The organism is Nocardioides ungokensis, assembly GCF_013466985.1.
Lineage (GTDB): Bacteria > Actinomycetota > Actinomycetes > Propionibacteriales > Nocardioidaceae > Nocardioides > Nocardioides ungokensis.
Window position 1 is genome coordinate 4,576,991 of record NZ_CP059164.1, and the last position, 24,117, is coordinate 4,601,107.

At 71.7% G+C, this 24,117-nt stretch carries 25 protein-coding genes and 1 pseudogene; 10 read left to right on the plus strand and 16 right to left on the minus strand.

All coding sequences use genetic code 11. The features are described 5' to 3' along the window. Nucleotides 1–68 precede the first annotated feature (68 nt). Nucleotides 69–1,211 (minus strand): N(5)-(carboxyethyl)ornithine synthase, encoded by a 1,143-nt coding sequence (locus tag H0S67_RS22695; protein ID WP_180934895.1) that lies wholly within the window; start codon nucleotides 1,209–1,211, stop codon nucleotides 69–71. Then, nucleotides 1,208–1,342, minus strand: a complete 135-nt coding sequence (locus H0S67_RS27090; protein WP_281368924.1) for a hypothetical protein — start codon at nucleotides 1,340–1,342, stop codon at nucleotides 1,208–1,210. Before H0S67_RS27090 ends, H0S67_RS22695 begins: the two co-directional genes overlap by 4 nt. Nucleotides 1,343–1,764: 422 nt before the next feature. Here H0S67_RS27090 and H0S67_RS22700 point away from each other — a divergent pair, with 422 nt between their 5' ends. Both H0S67_RS22700 and H0S67_RS22705 read left to right on the plus strand, forming a co-directional pair. Next, nucleotides 1,765–2,637, plus strand: a complete 873-nt coding sequence (locus tag H0S67_RS22700; protein ID WP_180934896.1) for an LLM class F420-dependent oxidoreductase — start codon at nucleotides 1,765–1,767, stop codon at nucleotides 2,635–2,637. 383 nt (nucleotides 2,638–3,020) lie between these two features. Continuing rightward, nucleotides 3,021–3,299: a hypothetical protein gene (locus H0S67_RS22705; protein WP_180934897.1), complete on the plus strand. Its 279-nt coding sequence runs from the start codon at nucleotides 3,021–3,023 to the stop codon at nucleotides 3,297–3,299. 83 nt (nucleotides 3,300–3,382) lie between these two features. On the opposite strand, the gene dnaB is transcribed toward H0S67_RS22705, so the two are convergent. Then, entirely contained in the window at nucleotides 3,383–4,768 is a 1,386-nt protein-coding gene (gene dnaB, locus H0S67_RS22710) for a replicative DNA helicase (protein WP_425489951.1), read from the minus strand. Between the two features lie 558 nt (nucleotides 4,769–5,326). Here dnaB and H0S67_RS22715 point away from each other — a divergent pair. The 3 genes from H0S67_RS22715 to H0S67_RS22720 are packed head-to-tail and all read left to right on the plus strand — an operon-like array spanning nucleotide 5,327 to nucleotide 7,247. Then, nucleotides 5,327–6,244: an MATE family efflux transporter gene (locus tag H0S67_RS22715; protein ID WP_246354982.1), complete on the plus strand. Its 918-nt coding sequence runs from the start codon at nucleotides 5,327–5,329 to the stop codon at nucleotides 6,242–6,244. Then, nucleotides 6,174–6,686 carry an MATE family efflux transporter gene (locus H0S67_RS26295; protein ID WP_246355433.1) on the plus strand — a complete coding sequence of 171 codons (513 nt, stop codon included), beginning with the start codon at nucleotides 6,174–6,176 and terminating at the stop codon, nucleotides 6,684–6,686. Before H0S67_RS22715 ends, H0S67_RS26295 begins: the two co-directional genes overlap by 71 nt. Nucleotides 6,687–6,695: 9 nt before the next feature. Next, nucleotides 6,696–7,247, plus strand: coding sequence for a hypothetical protein (locus H0S67_RS22720; RefSeq protein ID WP_180934898.1), 552 nt, complete (start codon nucleotides 6,696–6,698; stop codon nucleotides 7,245–7,247). 100 nt (nucleotides 7,248–7,347) lie between these two features. Here H0S67_RS22720 and rplI read toward each other — a convergent pair whose 3' ends face one another. The 4 genes from rplI to rpsF all read right to left on the minus strand — a co-directional run bounded on the left by rplI (nucleotide 7,348) and on the right by rpsF (nucleotide 9,069). After that, nucleotides 7,348–7,794, minus strand: a complete 447-nt coding sequence (gene rplI, locus H0S67_RS22725) for a 50S ribosomal protein L9 (RefSeq protein WP_180934899.1) — start codon at nucleotides 7,792–7,794, stop codon at nucleotides 7,348–7,350. Between the two features lie 14 nt (nucleotides 7,795–7,808). Beyond that, nucleotides 7,809–8,045 carry a 30S ribosomal protein S18 gene (rpsR, locus tag H0S67_RS22730; RefSeq protein WP_179661957.1) on the minus strand — a complete coding sequence of 79 codons (237 nt, stop codon included), beginning with the start codon at nucleotides 8,043–8,045 and terminating at the stop codon, nucleotides 7,809–7,811. 76 nt (nucleotides 8,046–8,121) lie between these two features. Continuing rightward, nucleotides 8,122–8,694 carry a single-stranded DNA-binding protein gene (locus H0S67_RS22735; protein ID WP_180934900.1) on the minus strand — a complete coding sequence of 191 codons (573 nt, stop codon included), beginning with the start codon at nucleotides 8,692–8,694 and terminating at the stop codon, nucleotides 8,122–8,124. 84 nt (nucleotides 8,695–8,778) lie between these two features. Next, nucleotides 8,779–9,069 carry a 30S ribosomal protein S6 gene (rpsF, locus tag H0S67_RS22740; RefSeq protein WP_180934901.1) on the minus strand — a complete coding sequence of 97 codons (291 nt, stop codon included), beginning with the start codon at nucleotides 9,067–9,069 and terminating at the stop codon, nucleotides 8,779–8,781. A gap of 261 nt (nucleotides 9,070–9,330) precedes the next feature. Between rpsF and H0S67_RS22745 the strand changes: the two genes are divergently transcribed. After that, nucleotides 9,331–10,125: a deoxyribonuclease IV gene (locus H0S67_RS22745; protein ID WP_180934902.1), complete on the plus strand. Its 795-nt coding sequence runs from the start codon at nucleotides 9,331–9,333 to the stop codon at nucleotides 10,123–10,125. A gap of 174 nt (nucleotides 10,126–10,299) precedes the next feature. On the opposite strand, the gene H0S67_RS27095 is transcribed toward H0S67_RS22745, so the two are convergent. From H0S67_RS27095 to H0S67_RS22775, 6 genes are all read right to left on the minus strand, one after another. Further along, nucleotides 10,300–12,510 (minus strand): CHAT domain-containing protein, encoded by a 2,211-nt coding sequence (locus H0S67_RS27095; protein ID WP_180934903.1) that lies wholly within the window; start codon nucleotides 12,508–12,510, stop codon nucleotides 10,300–10,302. A gap of 256 nt (nucleotides 12,511–12,766) precedes the next feature. Continuing rightward, complete coding sequence (locus H0S67_RS22755; protein WP_281369056.1) at nucleotides 12,767–13,294, minus strand: S8 family serine peptidase; 528 nt, start codon at nucleotides 13,292–13,294, stop codon at nucleotides 12,767–12,769. Continuing rightward, on the minus strand, nucleotides 13,272–13,637 hold the full coding sequence (locus H0S67_RS22760) for a hypothetical protein (protein WP_180934905.1): 366 nt from the start codon (nucleotides 13,635–13,637) through the stop codon (nucleotides 13,272–13,274). Before H0S67_RS22760 ends, H0S67_RS22755 begins: the two co-directional genes overlap by 23 nt. 219 nt (nucleotides 13,638–13,856) lie before the next feature. Continuing rightward, a complete protein-coding gene (locus tag H0S67_RS22765) occupies nucleotides 13,857–14,318 on the minus strand; it encodes a hypothetical protein (RefSeq protein ID WP_180934906.1) in 462 nt (153 codons plus the stop codon). A gap of 13 nt (nucleotides 14,319–14,331) precedes the next feature. Next, nucleotides 14,332–14,802 carry a hypothetical protein gene (locus tag H0S67_RS22770; RefSeq protein WP_180934907.1) on the minus strand — a complete coding sequence of 157 codons (471 nt, stop codon included), beginning with the start codon at nucleotides 14,800–14,802 and terminating at the stop codon, nucleotides 14,332–14,334. After that, entirely contained in the window at nucleotides 14,802–15,455 is a 654-nt protein-coding gene (locus H0S67_RS22775) for an RNA polymerase sigma factor (protein WP_180934908.1), read from the minus strand. Before H0S67_RS22775 ends, H0S67_RS22770 begins: the two co-directional genes overlap by 1 nt. A 113-nt stretch (nucleotides 15,456–15,568) precedes the next feature. On the opposite strand from H0S67_RS22775, the gene H0S67_RS22780 reads away from it, so the two are divergent. Continuing rightward, on the plus strand, nucleotides 15,569–16,738 hold the full coding sequence (locus H0S67_RS22780; RefSeq protein ID WP_246354983.1) for a lipid II:glycine glycyltransferase FemX: 1,170 nt from the start codon (nucleotides 15,569–15,571) through the stop codon (nucleotides 16,736–16,738). A gap of 4 nt (nucleotides 16,739–16,742) precedes the next feature. After that, nucleotides 16,743–17,840 (plus strand): alanine racemase, encoded by a 1,098-nt coding sequence (locus H0S67_RS22785; protein ID WP_180934909.1) that lies wholly within the window; start codon nucleotides 16,743–16,745, stop codon nucleotides 17,838–17,840. A gap of 34 nt (nucleotides 17,841–17,874) precedes the next feature. Here H0S67_RS22785 and H0S67_RS22790 read toward each other — a convergent pair whose 3' ends face one another. Further along, nucleotides 17,875–19,317, minus strand: coding sequence for a glycosyltransferase family 87 protein (locus H0S67_RS22790; protein ID WP_180934910.1), 1,443 nt, complete (start codon nucleotides 19,315–19,317; stop codon nucleotides 17,875–17,877). Further along, a complete protein-coding gene (locus H0S67_RS22795; protein ID WP_246354984.1) occupies nucleotides 19,314–21,605 on the minus strand; it encodes a transglycosylase domain-containing protein in 2,292 nt (763 codons plus the stop codon). The genes H0S67_RS22790 and H0S67_RS22795 overlap by 4 nt, the downstream gene beginning before the upstream one ends. A gap of 184 nt (nucleotides 21,606–21,789) precedes the next feature. Between H0S67_RS22795 and H0S67_RS22800 the strand changes: the two genes are divergently transcribed. Continuing rightward, nucleotides 21,790–22,422: a PadR family transcriptional regulator gene (locus H0S67_RS22800; protein ID WP_246354985.1), complete on the plus strand. Its 633-nt coding sequence runs from the start codon at nucleotides 21,790–21,792 to the stop codon at nucleotides 22,420–22,422. Nucleotides 22,423–22,442: 20 nt separating this feature from the next. After that, nucleotides 22,443–23,527, plus strand: a pseudogene (locus H0S67_RS22805) (inositol-3-phosphate synthase). A gap of 76 nt (nucleotides 23,528–23,603) precedes the next feature. Here the strand turns inward: H0S67_RS22805 and H0S67_RS22810 are convergent. Then, the gene (locus H0S67_RS22810; RefSeq protein WP_180934912.1) at nucleotides 23,604–24,101 is read right to left on the minus strand and encodes an SRPBCC family protein; all 498 of its coding nucleotides are present in this window, start codon (nucleotides 24,099–24,101) and stop codon (nucleotides 23,604–23,606) included. Between the last annotated feature and the right edge of the window lie 16 nt (nucleotides 24,102–24,117).

Genomic DNA, 24,117 nt, shown 5'->3' on the forward strand with positions numbered 1-24,117 from the left:
CCCATCTTGCGGGCGTCTGCGAGGGCCTTGAGGCGAAGCCCATGCTCGCCGACGGGTCCCGTCGCTGCTCAGACCAAGGCATACGGCGGCTCCGACGACCGCCCCTGGAATGCCAGGATCGCGGGGTTGACCACGCGGCCGTCACGGATCTCGATGGCCCGGCTCAGCGTCTCGTCGGCGTCCCAGGCGGTGGCGCCTTCGAGCACCGGCCGGAGGAACGGAATCAGCGCGTTGCTGTTCTCCCACGTGGCCGAGCGCCACAGGTACGAGGGGCTGTGGTCGACCGCGTAGTACAGGACCTTTCCGCCCACCATGAAGGCCGGCTCGTCGAACGTCGTCGGGCGAGCCCAGCTGAATCCCATGCCCAGGTCGCATGACACGTCGACGATGACACTGCCAGGGCGGAAAGCGGCCAGGTCGGCCGTCTTGAGATACACGAGCGGCTTGGCGGGGTCCTGCAGCGTGCAGTTGACGACGATGTCGCTCTCGGCCAGGAAGGCCGCCAGGGGCTCGCGACCTTTCTCCGTGATCACGTGGCTCAGGTGCTCGCCGTCCGGCTGTTGATCGAACTGCCGGATGACCACCGAGTGGATCGGCGAGCCGACTGCGGCCACGGCGCGGTTGGTCAACACCACGACCTGGTGCACGCCATGCGCGTTGAGCGCAGTCACGGCACCGCGTGCCGTCGCGCCGAACCCGATCACCACCGCGCTCAGGGGCCGGCCGTAGTCACCGGTCAGGCCGGCCAGCTGGAGCCCGTGGAGAACCGAGCAGTAGCCCGCGAGCTCGTTGTTCTTGTGGAACACGTGCAAGCCGACCCCGCCGTCGCGGGTCCAGTGGTTCATCGCCTCGAAAGCGATCAGGGTCAGCCGTCGGTCGATGGCGATCTGGGTGAGCTCCCGGTCCTGGACGCAGTGCGGCCAGCCCCACAGCACCTGCCCAGGCCCCAGGGCGGCGACATCCGCGTGTTGCGGCTTCGGGAGCAGCACGACCTCGGATCCCGCCAAGATCTCCTCGCGCGACGCGAATCCGGCGATGTGATCGCGGAGGGCTTCGTCGGCGATCCCGAACCGTGCGCCGTACCCGTGCTCGAGCGTGATCCGAGCCCGCAGGTCGGCGTCCAGGAGGTGAAGGTGCTCGGGGTGCAGCGGCAGCCGGTGCTCGTTCTCCTTCGCGGACGACCCGATCACGCCGAGTCCCAGGAGTGTCACCGCTTGCTCGTCGGGTGGATCTTGTCGGAGAGGGATCCCTCGGTCTCAAGGCTGCGCTTCGCTGCGCGGCTCTCCGTGATGGACGTCCCGGACTTCCTGGACATGACCTTGCGCGGCGACTTGTCGCTCATGGGGGGAACTCTCTGAGGGAAAGCCTGAATGGCTCCGTGCCCTGACAGTACGCCTGTCCGGGGGACCACCCGTTGTGCGGGCAGCCGCGCTCTCGACGAAGCCGCGAACGCCGCGCGCAGCCGACCGGCGGCGGAAAGACACATCCCGTGCACGGAGGATCGCGGGCCGGCGTTGAGGTTCGGCTTGTCCGACCGGACAAGCGGAATGGGGGAAAAACGCTCGCAACGTCAGAGCTACTGCTTCCTGCGCGCGGGCACCGCACCCGAGCCGCTTGCGGGAGCGGCAGCGGAATCTCGCATTCGACGCGCTCTTGGCTTGGTTCGGAGTATCTCGTGCCGATGGAGGCACGATCGCTCCCGTTGCTAGGCTGCCCGACCTAGGGCGGCGCTGCGCAGACCCGTGGTGTCCACGGAGGTTTCCTGTGAAGTTGGGGCTGCACTACTGGAACTACTCGACGCCCGCCGATCCGGCGCGGATCGCACCGACGCTGGCCGGGGCGGCGCGCATCGCGGAGCAGGCGGGCTTCGCCTCGTTCACCGCCATGGACCACTACTTCCAGATGGAGACCCCGAGCACCGCGGCCGACGAGCCGATGCTCGAGGGCTACACGGCCCTCGGCTATGTGGCGGCGCTGACCGAGCGCATGACGCTCGGGCTGCTCGTCACGGGCGTGATGTATCGGCATCCCGGTCTGCTGGCGAAGATCGTCACCACCCTCGACGTGCTCTCGGGCGGCCGCGCCCGTCTCGGCATCGGCGCGTCGTGGTACGAGCGGGAGCAGCGGGGGCTAGGCGTGCCCGTGGTGCCGGTGGCCGAGCGCTTCGAGCGGCTCGAGGAGACGCTGCAGATCTGCAAGCAGATGTGGAGCGAGGACAACGGGCCGTACGAAGGCAGGCACTATCAGCTCGCGGAGACCGTATGCGTGCCGGCGCCGCTGACCCGGCCGCATCCGCCCGTCATGATCGGCGGAGGTGGTGAGAAGAAGACGCTGCTGTTCGTGGCGCGTTATGCGGACGCGTGCAATCTCTTCGGCTCCAGCCCAGAGGACATGGCACACAAGCTCGACGTCCTTCGTGCGCACTGCACCGACGTGGGCCGCGACTACGACACGATCACGAAGACGGTGCTGGCGCTGCTGCCGCCACTGGAGGACCCGAAGGCGTTCCTGGTTCAGGCCGAACAGTATGCGCGCCTCGGTGTCACAGAGTTGCAGGTGATGCCGGACCGCGACCCGGTCGAGTTCGCGCAGCGGGTGGGGCAGGACGTCGTACCGCAGCTCACGTCGATCGGCTGACGCGCACAGGCGTCGTCCGGTGGATCAACGGTCTTGGGGGCAATGACGGAGGGAGGCCGTTTCAGTCGCCGAGCACGGAGCGCTCGACAGCCGGCGGTCCCTCCCTGTGTGAGCTGACGAACCTCCGTGTCGATCAGGCCACAACGGGTACGCACCCCAGGGAGGCAACGCATGAGGACAACTGAGGTACCGAGGGACCAGAGCGCCCAGAGCAGTCCCAGCCCGGCCCAAGCCTTCGGCATGGTCCTCGACGCCGCCGTGGGGACCGTTGCAGCGAAGCTGGAACGCAAGACAGCCGGCTGGATCGACAAGCTCAGCGCCGTTGCAGGCGAGAACCACTCCACCGACGCCATCGATGAACTGACCGACGCCGGCTGGACGCCGTGGCCGAATCCGGAGGCCTGGCGCAGCGAGCCGGTGCCGAGGGCGTCAAGGCCCGCGTGCACGGCAAGAGTCCGGCGTGGGCGGCGATCCGCGCCGTATGGCGGGCGGGGACGCCTGCGGTGAGAGCGGCGATCGTCACCTCGGCGGCAGCTGCCGTCGTGCTCCTGCTGGTGTCCCCCGCGCTCCTGGTCGTCTACCTCCTGAGCTGGCTCGTGATCGCGGCTGTGTGCCGTTCCCGTGCAACCCGCCGGCGCCACCCTGCGGCGGTCAGCATCTGACCCGACCGTCTCGAGGAGCAATCTTCAGCTCCTGCAGACTGAATCGTGCAACGCGCCTTCCTCGATCTCGGCAGCGGCGGGAGTCAGTGCGCCATGTCGACGAAGCGCGAGTAGTGGCCCTGGAAGGCGACGGTGATGTCGCGGGTGGGGCCGTTGCGGTGCTTGGCGACGATCAGGTCGGCCTCGCCGGGGCGGGTCGACTCCTTCTCGTAGACGTCGTCGCGGTGCAGCAGGATCACCATGTCGGCGTCCTGCTCCAGCGAGCCGGACTCACGCAGGTCGCTCATCATCGGGCGCTTGTCGCCGCGCTGCTCGGGACCACGGTTGAGCTGGGAGAGCGCGATGATCGGGAGCTCGAGCTCCTTGGCGAGCAGCTTGATCTGGCGGGAGAACTCCGAGACCTCGAGCTGGCGGGACTCGACCTTCTTGCCCGAGCTCATCAGCTGCATGTAGTCGATGACGATCAGCTTCAGGTCGTGGCGCTGCTTGAGCCGGCGCGCCTTGGCCCGGATCTCCATCATGGTCATGTTCGGGGAGTCGTCGATGAACATCGGCGCCGAGGAGACCTCGCCCATCTTGCGGGCGAGCTTGGCCCAGTCGTCGTCGTTCATGTTGCCGTTGCGGATGTGGTTGAGCGGCACCTTCGCCTCCGCCGACAGCAGGCGCATCGTGATCTCCGAGCGCGTCATCTCCAGGCTGAAGAAGACGCTGCTCAGGTTGTTGTGGATCGACGCGGCGCGGCAGAAGTCGAGGGCAAGGGTCGACTTACCCATGGCGGGACGAGCCGCCACGATGATCATCTGGCCGGAGTGCAGACCGTTGGTGAGGTCGTCGAGGTCGGCGAAGCCGGTCGGTACGCCGTAGAGCCCGGCCTCGCGGTTGCTGATCGCCTCGATCTCGTCGAGGACGCCGTCCATGATGTCGCTCAGCGGGACGTAGTCCTCGCCCGAGCGCTTGTCGGCGATCTTGTAGACCTCGGCCTGGGCCTGGTCCACCACGTCGTCGATCTGGCCCTCGCCGGCGTAGCCGATCTGCACGATCTTGGTGCCGGCGTCGACGAGGCGACGCAGGATCGCCTTCTCCCGGACGATCTCGGCGTAGTAGCCGGCGTTGGCCGCGATCGGCACGTTGGCCGACAGCGTGTGGAGGTAGGGCGCGCCCCCGATCCGCTGCAGCTCGCCGCGGCGCTGGAGCGCGGCTGCGACGGTGACCATGTCGACCGGCTCGCTGCGGCCGTAGAGGTCGATGATGACCTCGTGGATCGTCTCGTGCGCGGGCCGGTAGAAGTCGGTGCCCCGCAGCACCTCGGCGACGTCGGCGATGGCGTCCTTGGACAGCAGCATCGACCCGAGCACGGACTGCTCGGCCGCCATGTCCTGCGGCGGGGTCCGATCCCCCGGCCTCGTCGGCCGCTCGCCCGGTGCGTACGGCGCGGGCCCGTCGCCCCAGTCCTCGAGGGGCGGCTCCACCCACTCCTGCGAGTCCTGCCCCCGACCGTCGTGCTCCGCGATGCTCACCCTGGGCCTCCTGAACTCATCTGCGATCCGACCCCACTCGAGCGTGACCGAGGGTAGAGAAGGCCGTCGACATCCACCCGCGGACGCACCCTCGGCACGTCCCCGGACCCCGTCGGTTGACCATCGGCAACCCCCGGACCGTACGTCGCGGGTGGGCCCTGGTGAAAGCCCGTCGTCCACAGGTCCTGTGGATAACGTGCCGAACGTCGTGGACGACACGCAGAGAGTTGTGCACCCGTTGGGGACAGGCCTGTGGACAAGTTCGTCCATCTCTCGCCGAATGCCGCTCTGACCTGCGAGAACGTGTGTGCACAGGTGTGGAGCGAAAATTGTCGGAGATCAGTTTCCGGCCACCTCACGGTCACCTCCCGGACGCCATGCCCCAGGTCGGCACCGGTGCGCAACCCCGGGATTCCCACAGACTGGGGATGGTTACCCACAGGGGCCCGGGACTAGTTCGCGTTGGGAGCAATGTCGAGTAATGGTCATTACCGTGACTAGTATGGGCCAGTGCCCGCCTCCCCCGACCGCGAGATCTGGCGCCTCGCCGTCCCGGCCTTCCTGGCCCTGGTCGCGGAGCCGCTGTTCCTGCTCGCCGACGCCGCCATCGTGGGCCACCTCGGCACGGCAGCCCTCGCCGGGCTGGGCCTCGCCGGCGCGGTCCTGCAGACCGTGGTCGGGCTGTGCGTGTTCCTGGCCTACGGCACCACCGCCGGGGTCGCCCGGCGGCTCGGGGCCGGCGACCTGCGCGGCGCCCTCGCCCAGGGCATCGACGGGCTCTGGCTCGCGGTCGGCATCGGCGCGGTCACGACCGTCGCCGGCATCCTGCTCACGGAGGCGCTCGTGCACGCCTTCGGCGCCGCCGACAGCGTGACCGGCCCGGCCGCGACGTACCTGCGGATCGCCTTCCTCGGCACCACCCCGCTGCTGGTGATGCTCGCCGCCACCGGCGTGCTCCGCGGCCTGCAGGACACCCGCACGCCCCTCGCGGTGGCCGTGGGCGGCAACGCCCTCAACGTGGCCCTGAACCTGCTCCTGGTCTTCGGCGCCGGGTCCGTGCCCGGCCTCGGGATCGCCGGCTCGGCCCTCGGCTCGGTCCTCGCCCAGGCGGCGAGCGCCGTCGCCCTGGTGGTGGTCGTGGTCCGGGCCGCGCGCCGCGAGGGCGCACCCGCTGCGCCCCGATCTTCCGGGCATCCGGGCCGCGGCCCACGCTGCCGCGGCGCTGGTCGTCCGCACCATCACCCTCCGCGCGGCCCTGCTGGTCACGACGTACGCCGTGACCCTGGGCGCGACCGGAGCCCGCGACCAGCAGGTCCAGCTCGCCACCCACCAGCTGGCCCTGACGATCTGGACCTTCCTGGCCTTCAGCCTCGACGCCATCGCCATCGCCGCCCAGGCGATCACCGGCCGAGCCCTGGGAGCCGGTGACGTCGACGGGACCCGGGCCGCGACCCGCCGGATGGTCGTCTGGGGCGTCCGCTGCGGGGTGGTGACCGGACTGCTGCTGGCCGCGGCCAGCCCGGTCCTCGGCCGGCTCTTCACCGACGACCGTGCGGTGCAGCAGCTGCTGGTCCCGGTGCTGCTGGTGGCCGCGCTCGGCCAGCCGGTCGCGGGCGTCGTCTTCGTCCTCGACGGCGTCCTGATCGGCGCCGGCGACGGCCCCTACCTCGCCCGCGGCGGCCTGGTGACCCTGGCCGCCCACGCACCCCTCGTGCTCGTCCTCGGCGCCGCCTCCGCCGGCCTGGTGACGGTCTGGCTCTGCTTCGCGGGGGTGTTCATGGGGGCCCGGCTGGTCGTCCTGGTCCGGCGTGCCCGGGGCACCGCGTGGCTGGTGACCGGCCCCCGCGCCGGCGTCGCCAGCGCCACGTAGATTGGGGGCGTGAAGCCGCTCCAGTCCGTCGCGATGGGACTGGTCATCGTGGTGATGGTCGCCCGCTTCCACGGGTACGACGCGCTCCCGGACCCCCTCGGCTGGGTCCTGGTGCTGCTCGGGGTGCGCGCCCTGTCGCCGGCCGTCCCGCACCGGTCGTCGCTGCTGGCCCTGGCCTCGCTGGCCGGGGTCGTCTCGGTCGTGCTGTGGTTCCCCGGGGTCACCGACTCGCTCTACGACACCGACCCGTCCCTGGCCTGGGCCGCCAACCTCCCCCAGCTGCTCTTCGCCGCCCTGCTGTGCCACGCGCTGGCGGCCACCGCGGAGGAGGCCGAGGACACGCGGGCGACGCGCTGGCTGCGCCTGACCCGGACCGGGATGCTGGTCGTGGCCGCGCTGCCGATCCTGGTCTTCGGGGGCGGCGTCGCGTCGTTCTACTCGACGTCGGTGGTCGCGGCCGGGCTGATGGCGGTGCTGCTGATCTGGCTGCTGTTCCGCTACTCGGGCCGGGCCTGGGCACTGCCCACCCTGGCGCAGCCGGACGCACCCACCACCGCCTGACCGGCCGCGAGGCGCCCGCCGGCCCGGGCAGGCCCGGGGATGCGACAGGGGCCGTCCCTCCCGGAGGAGGAACGGCCCCTGAGGCGTGAGACGCGAGTCGTCAGGCGGGGATCACGTTGAGGGACACCGTGGCGGACACCTCGTCGTGCAGCTTGACGGCGACCTCGTGGGCGCCGAGCGACTTGATCGGGTTGTCCACCACGATCGTGCGCTTGTCGACCTGCTCGCCGGACGTCTCGGCGAGCGCACCGGCGATCTCGGAGACGGTGACGGCGCCGAAGAGCCGGCCACCCTCACCCGCACGGACCTTGACGCTGACCGGGGCGGCCTCGAGCTTCGCCTTGATCTGCGCGGCGTGGTCGTGGTCGCGGACCGCACGCGAGGAGCGGGCGGCCTTGATCGACTCGACGGTCTTCTCCGCGCCGCGGGTCCAGCGGATGCCGAGACCACGGGGCACGAGGTAGTTGCGGCCGTAGCCGTCCTTCACCTCGACGACGTCACCGGGGGCACCGAGACCGGTGACCTCCTGGGTCAGGATGAGCTTCATGTTCCGTGCTCCTCTCAGCGACCGGTGGACGTGTAGGGCAGCAGGGCGAGCTCGCGGGCGTTCTTGACGGCGATCGCCACGTCACGCTGGTGCTGGACGCAGTTGCCGGTCACCCGACGGGCGCGGATCTTGCCGCGGTCCGAGATGAACTTGCGGAGCAGGGCGGTGTCCTTGTAGTCGACACCGGTCGCCTTCTCCTTGCAGAACTGGCAAACCTTCTTCTTGGGCTTGCGAATCACTGCCTTGGCCATTGTGGTGCTTCCTTTCTAGAAGCCCGGCCCAGAGTGGGTACTGCGCCGGAATGGTTGAGGGATTCGTGTTTGGTTGTCAGAACGGAGGCTCGTCCGAGCCCACGCCGGGAGCGCCCCAGGGGTCGTTGCCCGCGGGCTGGCCGCCGCCGGAGTAGCCGCCGGACTGCTGTCCGCCGGACTGCGGAGCCGGGGTGGCCCACGGGTCGTCGCCGCCGCCGGACTGCTGCGGACGCGACTGCTGACCGCCCTGGCCGCCGCCGGAGTAGCCGCCCCCGCCACCCGAGCGCGAGGCCCGGGTGACCTTGGCGGTGGCGAAGGCCAGCGCGGGGCCGACCTCGTCGACCTCGAGCTCCACGACGGTGCGCTTCTCACCCTCGCGGGTCTCGTAGGAGCGCTGCTTCAGGCGACCCTGCACGATCACGCGCATGCCGCGCTGCAGGGACTCGGCGACGTTCTCCGCGGCCTGCCGCCAGACCGAGCAGGAGAGGAACAGCGCGTCGCCGTCCTTCCACTCGTTGGTCTGCCGGTCGAAGGTGCGCGGCGTCGACGCGATCCGGAAGTTGGCCACGGCCGCACCCGAGGGGGTGAATCGCAGCTCCGGGTCGTCGACGAGGTTGCCGACCACCGTGATGACGGTCTCGCCTGCCATGGGCTCTCCTAGCTAGTTCTGGTCAAGTCCGCACATCGTTGCCGCTGGCACCGACAGGCGGAAGGGTTATCCACAGATCGACGCTCAGTGAGCGTCGGGGCGCATGACCTTCGTGCGGAGGATCGACTCGTTGAGGCCGAGCTGACGGTCGAACTCCTTGACCGTGGCGGGCTCGGCGTTCAGCGTGATGACGGCGTAGATGCCCTCGGTGTTCTTCTTGACCTCGTACGCGAGCCGGCGACGTCCCCAGACGTCCACGGACTCGACGGTTCCACCATCCGTGCGGATGACGTTGAGGTACTTGTCGAGCGACGTCTCAACGGTGCGCTCTTCGATGCTGGGGTCGAGGATGACCATGACTTCATAGGCACGCAAAGCGGTCTCCACCTCCTCTGGACTAGGGCGACCACGGTCTCTCCGTGGCAGGAGGGCGTTGCGTTCCCGACCGGTCGCACGAGGATGTCGTACGACGATGGGCGGGTGTCCCTGGCCGGCCGGCCCCGTCGGTGGGGTGGGGACAAGGACGTCACAGGTTAGCAGCGGGGCACCGGGGCCCCGAAATCCCTGCCGGGGCTGCTGTGGACGCTCCCGGGTCGGGCCCGGCACCCCGTCGGTGGGCCTTCCTAGGATGGCCCGATGAGCATCAGCATCGGAGCCCACGTCGACCAGACCGACCCGATCGCCGAGGCCAGGGCCCGGCAGGCGCCGCTGGTGCAGTTCTTCCTCGGTGACCCGCAGGGCTACAAGGGCCCGGAGTTCGCCTACGCCGGCGGCGCGGAGGGCCTCCGGGCCGATGCCGAGGCCGCGGGCATCGACCTGTACGTCCACGCGCCGTACATCGTCAACGTCGCCACGACCAACAACCGGATCCGGATCCCGAGCCGCAAGCTGCTCCAGCAGCACGTCGACGCCGCGGCCTCGATCGGGGCGAAGGGGCTGATCGTGCACGGCGGCCACGTCAACAAGGACGACGACCCCGCGAAGGGCTTCGACAACTGGCGCAAGGCCGTGGAAGCGACCGACCTCAAGCTGCCGCTGCTGATCGAGAACACCGCGGGCGGCGACAACGCCATGACCCGCTACCTCGAGCGGATCGCCGGGGTGTGGGAGGCGATCTCCACGACCGAGCAGTTCGACATGGTCGGCTTCTGCCTCGACACCTGCCACGCCCACGCCGGCGGCAACGACCTGCAGACCGTGGTGGACGACGTACGCCGGATCACCGGCCGCATCGACCTGGTGCACTGCAACGACAGCCGCGACGACTTCGACTCCGGCGCCGACCGGCACGCCAACTTCGGCCACGGCCGGATCGACCCCGAGCTGCTGGCGACGGTGGTGCGCGACGCCGGCGCCCCGGTGGTCTGCGAGACGCCGGGCGGGGCCGAGGAGCACCGGGCCGACTTCGACTGGCTGCGCGAGCGGATCTGAGGCGAAGCGGATCTGAGGGGAGGGGAGGATCCGGCCGGTAGCTCCCCCGCGGATCCCGGCCGGGTCCTCCCCTGGCGCCCTGGCCCCCCTGGCGCACGCCCCCTCAGGAGCGGCCGGCGCCGCCCCTGATACATCGGTCCACGGATCCGTGCCGGGCGCCGCGGGACCGAGTGCTCAGGCGAAGCAGACGAACGGCGCGGGGGGTGCGGCCGGGTCGGGCTCCGGCAGCGCCGCGGCCAGCGCGCCGGCGGGGTCGACGCCGGAGGCGAGCCCCTGGTGGACCCGGACCAGCACGTCGTGGGCCACCCGGTCGGAGACGGCGGCCGTGGAGGCCAGCACGCACCGGCTGCCGGCGTGCAGCCAGGCCCCCGTCATCCCGATCAGCTCCTCGCCGCCCCGCACGGTCGATCTGCCCAGCTCGCAGGCCGAGAGCAGCACGACGTCGGGGACCGCGGGCAGCTGGTCGACGTCGAAGCCGAACCACGGCCCGTCCTCGAGCTCGAGGCCGGAGAACATCGGGTTCTCCGCGGAGTGGCGACCGTGCGCGGCCACGTGGAGCACGTCGACGTCGGCCGCGAGCCGGGAGACCGACGTGGCCGTCGCAACCGGGCCCGTCAGGACCGTGGGCCGCTCCCACGCGCGGGCGGCCACCGCCACCTCGTCGGCCGCCCGGTCGACGCGGGGTCCGGCGACGAACCCCGCCCGGCCGGTCCGCAACGGGGTCGCCTGACGGGCCAGCCAGGCGGTCGCCGACTGGGCCACGACGAGCGGCCGCCCGGCGTACCCGGGCAGCAGCGTCCAGGGCACGCCCGCCAGCACGCCCGACGGGGTCAGCACGACCCGGCGGTCGCCGACCGCGGCCAGCACCGGCGCGACCAGCAGCCGCCCGAGGTCGGTCAGGCGTGCCTGGAGCGCCCCGCGGACGAAGGCCGCGAGCGGGTCCGGCAGGTCCGAGGCCGCCATGTCGAGGTCCGGGAGCAGCCCGTCCAGGAGCGGGTCGAGGGCGGCCCGGTCACCGAGGTCCACCCGCTCGACGGCCGAGTCCGTGACGACCAGGGCCACGGCCCGGGCGGCGGTGACGACGTAGGCGACCAGGGCGGTCCCGGGTCCCAGCGCACCACCCAGCTCGGCCAGCGAGAGCGGGTCGACCACCGCCCCGGACCCGCGGTGCTGCCAGGCCCGCTCCCGGATCCGCTGCCGCAGCTCCGCCTCCCGCTGGGGGGGTGTACGCCGGTCCCCCTCGGCCTGCGTCAGCGCCCGCAGCTCGGTCAGGTCGGCCACCAGCGCCTCGTCCTGCGGGGCCCGCACCGGCTGGATCCGGCTGGCCAGCATCCGGGCCCGCTCCGACCACTCGAACAGTACGTCGGACCGTCCCGACTCGACGGCGAGCGCCAGGCCGCGGACCGCGAGCCGGGTGCCGTGGCCCACCACGGAGGTCTGGAGGTCCAGGCTCCCGAAGGAGCTCTGCCAGGAGTGCAGGTCGGCCAGGCCGGATCGCACGTGGCGCAGGGCGTCGGACCGGCGCCCCCGCCGCTCGGCCAGCTCGGCCCGCACGTCACGGCCGAGGAGGCGGACGGCCAGCGGCGCCGTGCCCTCCGCGCCGACGCGGCCCAGGCGCGCCGCTGCGAGGTCGAGCTGCCCCCGCCGGGTGAGCACCCGGCCGGCCTGGAGCCGCACCGCGGTCGCGCCCCAGCGCAGCCCCTGCTCGTCCAGCTCCCGCTCCAGGACGTCACCGCGCTCCAGCAGCGACGGCCCGGCGCGACCGAGACCGACCTGGGCCGCCAGGCCCTGGGCCTCGGCGCGCGCCCGCCAGGCCTCCGCGTCCGCGAGCCGGAACCGCCGCGCCGCCGCGCGGGCGGCCTCGAGCGCCCGGCGCGGGTCGTCGAGCAGCAACGTGCGGGCGAGCGCCAGCTCGGCCTCGCCGCGACGCTGGTGCATCCGCCGCCGGCCGAAGGCCCGGGCGGCCTCCTGCAGGGCCTGGCGCCCCTCCCGGACCAGCCCGGCCGCGAGCAGCACCTCGGCGCGGTCCTGGCTCACCGTCGCCGCCATCACCGGCGACATCGCCTCCAGGATCGGCGCGCTCTCCCCCATGTGCTCCAGGGCGCCGATCAGGTCCCCGAGGAGGAAGCACGCGTAGCCGAGGTTGTGGGTGGCGATCGCGGCCTCGCGCTCCTTGCCCGCGCCGCGCCAGTAGTCCCGGGCGTGCGCGAAGTCCGCCCGGGCCAGGTCGGCACGGTTCTGGGCGAGGTAGACCCCACCCCGGTTGACGTGGGCGGTGCCGAGCTCGTCGGGGTCGCGCAGCGAGCCGATCGCCTCGCTGAACCCCGACAGCGCCTCGGCCACCCGACCCCGGCGCAGGTGCAGCATGGCGAGCTGGCACTGCACGATCCCGCGGTCTCCGCGCCGAGTCCCGGCTCGGCCAGGACCGCGGTGCACCGGTCGAACGCCGCGCCGGCTCACCCGTCTCGTACTCCAGGAACGCGCGGCTGGCCTGCACCCGGGCGGCGAGGTCCGCGTCGGTGGCCTGCTCGGCGGCGCGCTCGAGCAGCCGGTCGGCCTGGGTGAAGCGGCGCGCGTTCAGCGCCGCGACGGCTCGCCGGTGCAGCTCGTCCGCGGGAGGCACCCCGTCATCATGGCCCTCTCAGCGCCTGATGGTCGTGAGTTCCTCGATCGCAGCCCACGCCCGCGCCACGGCGTCCTGGGCGGTGACCGCCTCGTCCGCCCCGCCCAGGGACGGGGCGAGGGCCGCCGCCAGCCGCCCGGCGAGCAGCGGTGCGGCGAACGACGTACCGCTCCACACGCGAAGCCGCCGCGGAGTCGTCGGGTCGATGCACTCCCGGACCCGGCCGTAGGCGCGGGTGCGGGCCAGCGGGAGCAGCCCGCCCTGGAACGCCGGGATGGTGCTGACCACCGCCGCTCCGGGGACCCAGGCGCGCACCCACGGGCCCGCGTTGGTGAAGAGCGCGTCGGTCCGCAGGTTGGGGTTGAGCGCGCCGACCGACACGACCGGCACCACCGAGCCGTCGACCGGCCCGTCCGCGTCGGACCACGGCGCGAAGGCGGCCGGGAAGGAGGGCCGGCTGGTGGCGTCGTTGCCGGCCGAGCAGACCACGATGGTGCCGAGGCGGCCGAGCTCGACGAGGAGGTCACGCAGCGTCGGATCGAACAGGTCGTCCTCGGGGTCTCGTGGTAGTAGCCCATCGAGAGGCTGAGGACGTCGACCGCCGGCCCCCGGGGCGCCCCTCGGCGTGCCGGCTGGACCAGCTCGAGGACCTGCGCGAGGGCGGCGATCCAGTCCGACTCGACCAGCGGCCCCTCGGACGGACCACCCGCCACGACAGGATGTCGGCGTCCGGGCAGGCCTGATGCACCATGCCGGCGATGAACGTGCCGTGGCCCGACACCGGGTCGATGGAGCCGTCGAGCGGGCCGAGCAGGTCGCCGTGCTCCTCCGGGTCGGTGGCGGGGTCGTAGCCGATCGGCCGACCGTCCACGGCGACCGTCTCGTCCACGACCCGTCGAGCCACGAGTGCGCGCCCACCCCGGTGTCGAGGATGGCGACGACGGGGCGGCGCCCGGTCAGGTCGGCGTCGGCGCGACGGTACGGCGGCGGCCCGACGTAGGCGACCGGCTGGCGGCCGCCCTGCCCCGGCAGCCCGTACGTCGTGGACGGGTGGCTCATCTCGACCGGGTGGCTTATCTCGATCGGGTGCGACATCTCGATGGGATGCTCATCTCGATCGGGTTCGGCGTGACGTCGCGGGAGAGCACGACATGCTCGAGCCCCAGCCCCTCACCGCGTCGTTGCCGAACTGCGCCCGCGTCTGCTGCAGCAGCGTCCAGCCGTCGGGAGCGATGGTGGCCTCCCCGGACGCGACCCGGATGTCGACCGCGCGGACGGCGTACTTCAACCCCGCCGTCCTCGGGTCCTCGGGGCGGGGCACGACCTCCCACTTCAGGGGCCGCGCGACGGCCCGCAGGACCTCGAGCGCCCCCTCGAAGTCGACCGACGCCGACACGAGCACCCGCGGGCCGACGTAGACCGTGGGTCGTGGGTCCACCCCCTTGACCGTGATCGCCGTCCCGGGGTCGAGGACCCGGCCCTGGACGGGGGCCAGGGTCGACCTCGGCGGCACGGCCGGCTCGCGGTCGAGGGGCTTGCGGGCGCGGGGCTGGTCGTCCGAGGGCTGCATGGCGTCCGTCCGGTCAGATCTCGAAGGCAGGCGTGGCGATGGCCACCCGGCTGTGGTCGCGCGGCTCGAGCCTCAGCTGAAGCTGTCCGACGGGCAGGTCGACCAGCACGAACCGGCCGCTGTCGCCGACGTCGCTGACCACGGAGTCCTCGCGCCCGTTGGGGGCGGTGCGGATCGCGTGCACCGTCATGGGCTGCGGCGGCACGATCCAGCCGTCCACCCGGGACACCTCGCCCTCGACGGCGATCCGCAGCAGCAGGTCGGTGTCGCCGTAGACGAAGCGCAGCGTGTACGCCGTGGCGCCGCGGGCTCCCGCCAGCGAGGTGGCCCGCTCGACCAGCTCCATCAGCTCCAGGTCCACGTCGGACGCGGCCAGCGCGGCCGCGGCCTGCATCCGGGCCACCAGCTCGTCGGGGACCGGGTCGCGCTGCTCCCACACCCGGCGTACGACGTCGAGCAGGTCCTCGCGGCTCATCTCGCTCATCAGCACTCACCTGCTTCGATCAGGGCCACCCGCAGCTTGGCCAGGCAGCGTCCCCGGGTGGGGCCGATGCTGCCGACGGGCATGCCGAGGTCGGCCGCCAGCTGCGCGTAGTCGGGACGGTTGGTGAACGCGACCACCCGCAACAGCCGCTGGCACCGCGGCGGCAGCGCGTCGACCGCGTCCCACAGGGCGCGCCGCTGCTCGTGCGCGACGACCTCCGTCTCGGCGGAGGTCTGGCGCGGCAGCCGCGGCGCGAGGTGCTGGTCCTCGACCGGGGTCGCACGCTCGCGGGAGGCGTGGACGCGCCAGGCCTCGCGGCGGGCCGTCGTGGTCAGCCAGCCGCCCACGGCGGCGGGGTCGCGGATCGCGTCCCGGCGGCGGACCAGCGCCAGCCAGCTGGCCTGGATCACGTCCTCGGCCACGTCGGCCGGCAGCCGGTAGGCCCGGACGACGTGCCACAGCACCGGGGTCATCAGCCTGACCAGGTCGTCCAACGCGGCCGGGTCGCCGTCCGACCAGCGCGCGAAGCGGTCGGCAGCCTGCGCCCACGGCTCGTCCGTCCCCCCATGACGGGGCGCCGCCCCCGGAGGTGCCCCCGACGCCGGCACCGCCGCCGCCCCCGTCGTACGGCCGACTGGCTCCCGTACACCCATCGCGCTCACATCCCCGTGGAGGGCCCCGGGCCCCTCCTGATACGTCTGCGGCCCAGACTGGCACCAATTCGGCCGCTCCGGCGGCGAACCGACCACCCCGGTAGCCTCGGCCCGTGACTTCCCCGCCCCGGACCCCCGGCCCACTCACCGTGCGCGAGGTGACCGAGGACCAGCACCTCGACTTCATCCGCGGCCGCCGCTCCGCGAGCTTCCTGCAGACCCCGGCGTGGGGCCGGGTGAAGTCCGAGTGGCGCCGGGAGTCCCTCGGCTTCTTCCGCGGCGACGACCTGGTGGGCGTCGGGCTGGTGCTCTACCGCCAGCTGCCGAAGGTCAAGCGCTACCTGGCCTACCTGCCCGAGGGGCCGGTCATCGACTGGTCCGACGACGACCTCTCCGCGTGGCTGACGCCGATGACCGAGCACCTGCGGTCCCGCGGCGCCTTCGGGGTCCGCATGGGCCCGCCGGTGGTGACCCGCCGCTGGAGCGCGGCCCAGGTCAAGGAGGGCATCGCCGACGACGCGGTGCGCCGCCTCGGCGAGGTGCCCCCCTCCGAGCGCGACCACACCGGCGCGCGCGTGGTCTCGCAGCTCTGCGAGCTGGGCTGGCGCCTGCAGGCGGTCGAGGGCGGCTTCGCGGCCGGCCAGCCGCAGTACAACTTCCAGATCCCGCTGCGGACCCCGGAGGGCGAGCCGCGCACCGAGGACGACGTCCTCAAGGGCATGAACCAGCTGTGGCGCCGCAACATCAAGAAGGCGGCCAAGGAGGGCGTCGAGGTCTCCTCGTCGACCACCGCCGCCGAGGCAGCCGAGAGCCTGCAGGCGTTCCACGAGCTCTACGTGCACACCGCCGAGCGCGACCACTTCACCCCGCGGCCGCTGTCGTACTTCCGGACCATGGTCGAGGCCCTCGGCTCGGAGGAGCCCGACCGGATCCGGCTCTACCTCGCCCGCCACGAGGGCGACCTGGTCGCCGCCACGATCGCGATCCGGGTCGGCGGCCACGCGTGGTACTCCTACGGGGCGTCGTCGACCGAGAAGCGGGAGGTGCGCGGCTCCAACGCCGTCCAGTGGGCGATGATCCGCGACGCACTGGCGGCCGGCGCCGACGTCTACGACCTGCGCGGCATCACCGACACCCTCGACCCCGAGGACTCGCACGTCGGCCTGATCCAGTTCAAGGTCGGCACCGGCGGCGAGGCGGTGGAGTACGCCGGCGAGTGGGACCTGCCGCTCAACAAGCCGTTGTACGCGGCGTTCGACCTCTACATGAAGCGCAGGGGCTGATCCGATGAGCCTGACCCTCACCGTCGACGGCGAGCGCTGGCGCTCCCACCTGCGCGAGGTCGCCGCGGCCACCCCCGGCCTGGTCCCCGTCGCCAAGGGCAACGGCTACGGCTTCACCCTGGGCCGGCTCGCCCGCAAGACGCAGTGGCTGCGCGACCAGGGCCTCCACGACAAGGGACTGGGTGGGGACACCCTCGCCGTCGGCACGTACGACGAGCTCCCGCACGTGGCGACCCGCTTCGACGGCGACCTGTTGGTCCTCACGCCCTGGCGGCCCTTCGGCAGCGCGCTGGAGACCGACCCCGCCCTGTCGTCGCGGATCATCCACACCGTCGGCCGGGTCTCCGACCTGGCGGACCTGCTGGCGCGCCAGCCCGACGCCCGGCTGGTGCTGGAGCGGGTGACCAGCATGCTGCGCCACGGCCTGTCCGCCCGCGACCTGTGGACCGCGGCCGCGATGATGCGCGACCACCCGCAGGCGCGCCTCGAGGGGGTCGCGCTGCACCTGCCGCTGGCCCACGGCTCCCACCTGCCCGAGGTCAGCCGGCTGATGAACGACGTCGTGGCCGCCGAGCTCCCCGAGGGCCCGGGAGCCACCACGGTCTGGGTCAGCCACCTGACCCGCGACGAGCTCGACCGGCTGCGTACCTCCTACCCGGACTTCACGATCCGGCCGCGGATCGGGACCGACCTGTGGCTCGGGGACCGGGACGCCCTCCGGGTCACCTCGACCGTCCTCGACGTGCACCCGGTCGCCCGGGGTGACGTCTACGGCTACCGCGGCCGTACCGCACCGAAGGCCGGCCACATCCTGGTCGTGAGCGGCGGCACCGCCCACGGCATCGGCCTGGAGGCCCCGACCGGCGAGTCGACGCTGCGGGCCCGGGCGGCCACGCTGGCCCGCGGCGGGCTGGACGCCGCCGGCTTCGTGCGCTCGCCGTTCTCGATCGACGGCAAGCAGCGGCTCTTCGCCGAGCCCCCGCACATGCAGGCCTCGATGCTCTTCATCCCCCGCGGCGCCCACGTGCCGGCGGTCGGCGATCCGGTCGACGTGCGGGTGCGGTTCACCGCCACCGCCTTCGACCGGGTGCTGGTCAGCTGACCGGTCGCGACCGGCCCAGCGGCCAACCCAGCGATCAACCCAGCGATCGGTCCAGCGCCAGCGACGGGGCAGCCGGACGGGGTCGCACCCAGTCCGGACCGCGCACCGGGTCGTGCTGCGGCCGGAGCACGTCGCGCACCACGATCCCGACCAGGTAGAGCTCGGCGGCCATCCGCACCACGATCGCCACCCAGTAGAACCCGGCGTCACTGCCCGACGCGGGGGCGAGGTAGCCGCCGAGGTACCACCACACGGCCGCGAAGTAGAACACCTCGCCGGCCTGCCACACGATCTGGTCGCGCCACCGGGGCCGGGCGAGCGCCGCCAGCGGCAGCAACCACAGGACGTACTGCGGCGAGTAGACCTTGTTGACCAGCAGGAACCCGGCCACGACCAGGAAGCCGAGCTGTGCCAGGCGCGGGGTCGCCGGGGCGAGCAGGCCGAGCAGCAGCACGCCCACGCACCACGCCCCGAAGAACAGCCACGAGACGGTGTTGATCGTGTGCACCGCGACCGTGCCGTCGCCCGCCTGGGCGATGACGAGCCAGATCGAGCCGAGGTCGGCGCCGCGGTCGGAGTTGAAGCTCCAGAAGACCCGCCACTCGGCGGGGCCGCTGAGGTAGGCGGGCAGGTCGGCGACGACCCAGGCCACCGCGGCCGCCACGGCGGCCAGCACGAACGGTCGCCACTGCCGACGGCGCGCGCAGATGATCAGCAGGCCGCCGAGCAGGAAGAGCGGGTAGAGCTTGGTCGCCGTCCCCAGGCCGATGAGCACGCCGGTCAGGACCGGCCGGTCCCGCGACCACGCCCAGAGCGCACCGGCCACCAGGCCGACCGACAGCAGGTCCCAGTTGACCAGCGCGGTCAGGGCGAGCGCCGGTGAGATCGCGAAGATGGCGGCGTCCCACGGACGTCGCCGGTCCACCCCGGCGAGGAACCACGCGGCCAGGATCGCGACCGCGGCGAGGCCGAGGGCGTTGACCGTGACGAAGAGCCGTGACTCGGCCGTCACGGTCTTGTCGGCGCCCAGCTGGGCCGGGGTCTGGCCGTAGCGGGACTCGATGTCCGGGGACCCGCTGAGCCAGTGCGTGACCCAGGCGGTCCCCCAGGCCCAGTAGGAGATCCCGACGGGGTACTCCATGACGTGGTAGCGCGCCCGGACCTGCGGGTCGTCGGTGTAGGGCCAGTTGAGCTCGGCGAACCCGCGGTCGGTGTAGAGGTAGGGCAGGTCGGAGTAGCACATGTGGGAGTAGCGCGCGGTCCCGTTCTGCCAGGAGTCCTGGTAGCAGTTGTTCTTCTGGACCATCCCCAGCGCGAAGCAGACCGCGGTCAGAGCGAGGACGACGCGCACCGGCGTCCACCACCGGTGCCGCCCGGCGTGCTCGCCGACCGGGCCGCCGACCCCCTCGCTGAGGGCGGCGATGACCGGGTCGTCGAGCGTCGGGTGGACCCGCGCGTCGTGCCCGCCCCGCGTCACTGCCCTGAGTACCGGCGGGGCTCCGTGGACGCCATCGGCTTCGGCGACTTGGTCGGTCCGTTGCCGTTCCCGTTCCCCGGGCCGCCCGTGCTGGACGGGGACGGCGAGGAGGAGTCGGACGGGGTCGGGCCGCAGCCGAGGGGGCCGCAGGTGTCGCTCGGCGACGGCTGCGGGGTCTTGGTCTGCCCCGGCGGGGTGTGGCTCGGCGACGGGGTCGACGACGCGCTCGGACTCTTGGACGGCGAGTGCGTCGGCGACGGCACGTAGGTCGGCGACGGTGGCGGCGTGTACGGGTCGTGGCCGCTCTGCGGCGCCGTCCCGTCGAGGTTCGCCGGCGGCGGGAACGCCTCCACGGCCAGGCCCTCCATGTCGCGCTTCATCACGTCGGTCCAGGTCTGGGCCGGGTAGTCGGCACCGAAGTACGACGGCAGCCAGCCGTCGAGCTGCTCGTTGCCGCCACCACGCACGTACATCACCGCGGTCGAGAGCTGCGGGGTGTAGCCGACGAACCAGGCCGAGGACACCTGGTCCTTGCTGTTCGTCGCGGTGCCCGTCTTGCCCGCCGCGGGCCGGCCGAGCGCCAGCGCCGCGGTGCCGGTGCCGTGCTGGACGACCTGCTGGAGGGCGTAGGAGGTGTCGGCCGCCACGTCCTTGCTGATCGCGGGCTTGGTGGCCTGCTTGTAGGACCACCGAGTCTCGCCGTTGCGGTCCACGACCTTCTGGATCACGTGCACGTCGGCCTCCTGGCCGCCGTTGGCGATGCTGGCGTAGGCGTTGGCCATGTTGATCGGCGCGACCGTCGCCGAGCCCAGCGCGATGCCGGCGACCGGCTCGAGGCCGGGGCTGTTGTGGAGGTGGTTGTAGGAGTTGCTGTCCTTCTTGTTCCACTTCGGGATGCCGAGCGCGTTCGCGGTGTCGAGGATCTTCTGCGGACCGTCCGGGATCGCCTGGGTCAGGTCGGCGTACGCCGTGTTGATCGACTGCTCGGTGGCCGTGATCAGGTTGACCGCCGACCCGTAGTCGGTGCCGAGGCCGTCGGGACCGGTGCCCTCGTTGCGGATCCGGTCACCGGTGCCCTGGCCGTTGTAGTAGTACGGCGAGTTCCCGTCGAAGGTGTCCTTGAGCGAGAAGCCGTTGCGCAGCCCGGTCGCCAGGGCGAACGGCTTGAACGACGACCCCGGTGCGCCGCCGGTCTCCGCCCAGTTGATCTGGGACTGGAGGTAGTCCTGGCCGCCGTAGAACCCGCGCAACGCACCCGTTCCCGGCTCGACGCTGGCGACGGCGACGTGGAGCTGCTTGTCGCTGAAGCCGTCCGGACGTCCCTCGAGCACGCCCTGCTCGGCCGCCTGCATTGCCTTCGGGGTGAAGGTGGTGGTGACCCGCAGACCGCCGCCGTCGATCTCCTCGTCGCTGAAGCCGAGCTGGTGCAGCTCGTCCTTGACCATCGAGAGCATGAAGCCCTTCTGGCCGCCGTACTGGCTCTGCGCCTTGATCTCGGGGAAGACCGGAAGGTGCTTCGCGGCCTTGTCCGCCTTGTCGGAGGAGATGTTGCCCATGGAGGCCATGCCGTCGAGCACGTAGCCGTAGCGCTCCTTGAGGTTGTGCTTGGCGTCCTTGCCGTTGGCGGGGTCGAAGAGCGTCGGGTTGTTCAGCACGCTGGCGAGGACCGCGCACTCCTTGAGGCTCAGGTCCTTGGCGTCCTTGTTGAAGTACGCCTTCGCCGCGGCCTGCACGCCGTACGCACCGCGCCCGAAGTAGATCGTGTTGAGGTAGCCCTCGAGGATCTGCGACTTGCTCAGCTGCTGCTGGATCTTCAGCGACAGGATCGCTTCCTTGATCTTGCGCTGGTAGGACCGCTCCTGGGTCAGGTAGAGGATCTTCACGTACTGCTGGGTGATCGTCGAGGCGCCCTGGGTCGCGTTGCCGCTGGCGTTGCTGAACGCCGCGCGCAGGATCCCCTTGGGGTCGAGGCCCTTGTCGGTCCAGAACGTCTTGTTCTCGGCCGCCACCACCGCGTCCTGCATCTTCTGCGGGATCTCCTTGAGCGGGATCGACTCACGGTTCTGCGTGGCGTACTGCCCGAGCTGCGTCTTGCCGTCGGCGTAGTAGACGAAGGACGTCTGCGTCTGGAAGTCCTTGTTCGGGTTCGGGATGTCGGTGGTCTTGTAGAGGTAGAAGACCGCACCGGCCAGCAGGAGGCTCCCGGCGAGGGCCGCGATCAGCAGCCACTTGGCGACACGCTTGAGGCGGGCCTTGGTGCTCGTGGGTGGCTTCGGGGGCGTCTTCACGGCGGGGCTGGCGGCCCTGCGCTTTCCACTCAACTTCGGCTCTCCGGGGACTCGGGGCGCGTTCGACGGACAGGTCGGACCGCGCGCTCGGCGTGGGCGACCTCAACAGGGTACGCACCGGCACCCCGACCCGCCCGATCCCCACGTGTTCACGAAACCTGGATATATCGGTACGATAGGTCGCATGGCGCGTCGTGCAGAGACCATCGAGCTGGCAGTCCTCGGGCTGCTGCACGAGGGACCCATGCACGGCTACGAGCTGCGCAAGCGGCTCAACCTCATGCTCGGCTGGGGCCGGGTGCTGTCCTACGGCTCCCTCTACCCCACGCTGAAGAAGATGCTGCGCGGGCAGCTGATCGAGGAGGCAGCCGCCACGCTGACCCCGGTCACCCGGCGCCCGCGCATCGTCTACCAGGTGACCGAGGCCGGTCACCGGGAGTTCGAGCGCCTGATGTCGGAGGTGGGTCCCACCGCCTGGGAGGACGACAACTTCGACATCCGCTTCGCCTTCTTCGGCCGCACCGACATGGAGATCCGGCTGCGCGTGCTCGAGGGCCGCCGCACCCGCCTCCAGGAACGGCTGGACCGGGTCCAGAACCAGCTGGCGATGACCCAGAAGGAAGTCGACCGCTACGCCGCCGAGCTGCAGCGCCACGGTGTCGAGTCGGTCGAGCGCGAGGTCCGGTGGCTCTCCGAGCTGATCCAGGCCGAGCGCAGCTCCGAGGCGGGGCCGCCCGACGGGGCCACTCCCCACCAGCCAGCCACCACCCCACCCACTGCCGACAGGCAACCAGCCGGCCCCACGGCCGACCAGTAGTGAGAACGAAAGGAATCCCGATGGGTTCGGTACGAGTAGCAATCGTGGGAGTCGGCAACTGCGCCAGCTCCCTCGTCCAGGGCGTGCACTACTACAGGGACGCCGACCCCGCGACGACCGTTCCGGGGCTCATGCACGTCCTGTTCGGTGAGTACCACGTCAACGACGTCGAGTTCGTCGCGGCGTTCGACGTGGACGACATGAAGGTCGGCAAGGACCTCTCCGAGGCCATCAACGCCTCGCAGAACAACACGATCAAGATCAGCGACGTCCCCACCCTCGGCGTGGAGGTCCAGCGCGGCCACACCCTCGACGGGCTCGGCAAGTACTACCGCGAGACCATCGAGGAGTCGGCCGCCGACCCCGTCGACGTCGTCCAGGTCCTCAAGGACACCCAGGCCGACGTGATCGTCTCCTACCTGCCGGTGGGCTCGGAGGAGGCCGACAAGTTCTACGCCCAGTGCGCCATCGACGCGGGCGTGGCCTTCGTCAACGCCCTCCCCGTCTTCATCGCCTCCGACCCGGAGTGGGCCAAGAAGTTCGAGGACGCCGGCGTCCCGATCGTCGGTGACGACATCAAGTCGCAGGTCGGCGCCACCATCACCCACCGCGTGATGGCGAAGCTTTCGAGGACCGCGGCGTGACGCTGGACCGCACCTACCAGCTCAACGTCGGCGGCAACATGGACTTCAAGAACATGCTCGAGCGCGAGCGCCTGGAGTCCAAGAAGGTCTCCAAGACCCAGGCCGTCACCTCGAACCTCAAGGGCGAGCTCGCCGGCAAGGTCTCCGACCGCAACGTGCACATCGGGCCGTCGGACCACGTCGCGTGGCTCGACGACCGCAAGTGGGCCTACGTCCGCCTCGAGGGCCGCGCCTTCGGTGACGCCCCGCTGAACCTCGAGTACAAGCTCGAGGTCTGGGACTCCCCGAACTCCGCGGGCATCATCATCGACGCGATCCGGGCGGCGAAGATCGCCAAGGACCGCGGCATCGGCGGCCCGATCATCTCGGCCTCGTCGTACCTGATGAAGTCCCCGCCGGTGCAGCTCCCCGACGACGAGGGCCGCCGCCGCGTGGAGGCCTTCATCCGCGGCGAGGAGTGACCGACCCCACCGCGTTCTCACGCTGAACAAGCACCGACCCGTCGTCAGCTGACGACGGGTCGGTGCATTTGCGGGTTCAGGAGGTGACGGGTCGGCGCTCCTCGAGCTCGGCCTTGATCCGCGCCAGGGTCTGGCGCATCCCGGCCCGGAGCTCCTCGGTGAAGACGTCCTGGCCGCCGAGGACCGCCTTGGTCAGGCGCAGCGAGATCGTGGAGATGCCGTCGGGCGTCTCGCGCCGCTGGACGACCCGCGTGCCGGTGTCGGTGGGCTCGAGGGTGAAGGACCAGATCGTGTAGTTGTCCTTGATCCGCAGCGCGAACTCGCGGTGCGGCTCGAAGCGCACCACCTTCGCCTGGGTCGGCCAGAAGAGCGGCCCGCGACGGTTCAGGTTGACGGTGCGGGTCCCGGGACCGACCACCCCGCCGCCGCGGACGAAGGCCCGCACGACCTGCGGGCTCCAGCTCGCCATCCGGCGTACGTCGGAGACGAGGGCCCAGACCGCCTCCGGGGGCGCGGCCACCTCGATCGTCTCCTCGAGCTGCGGGTCGGTGGGGGTCGACTGGTCCGTCGTCATGGCGGTGCTCCTCGGC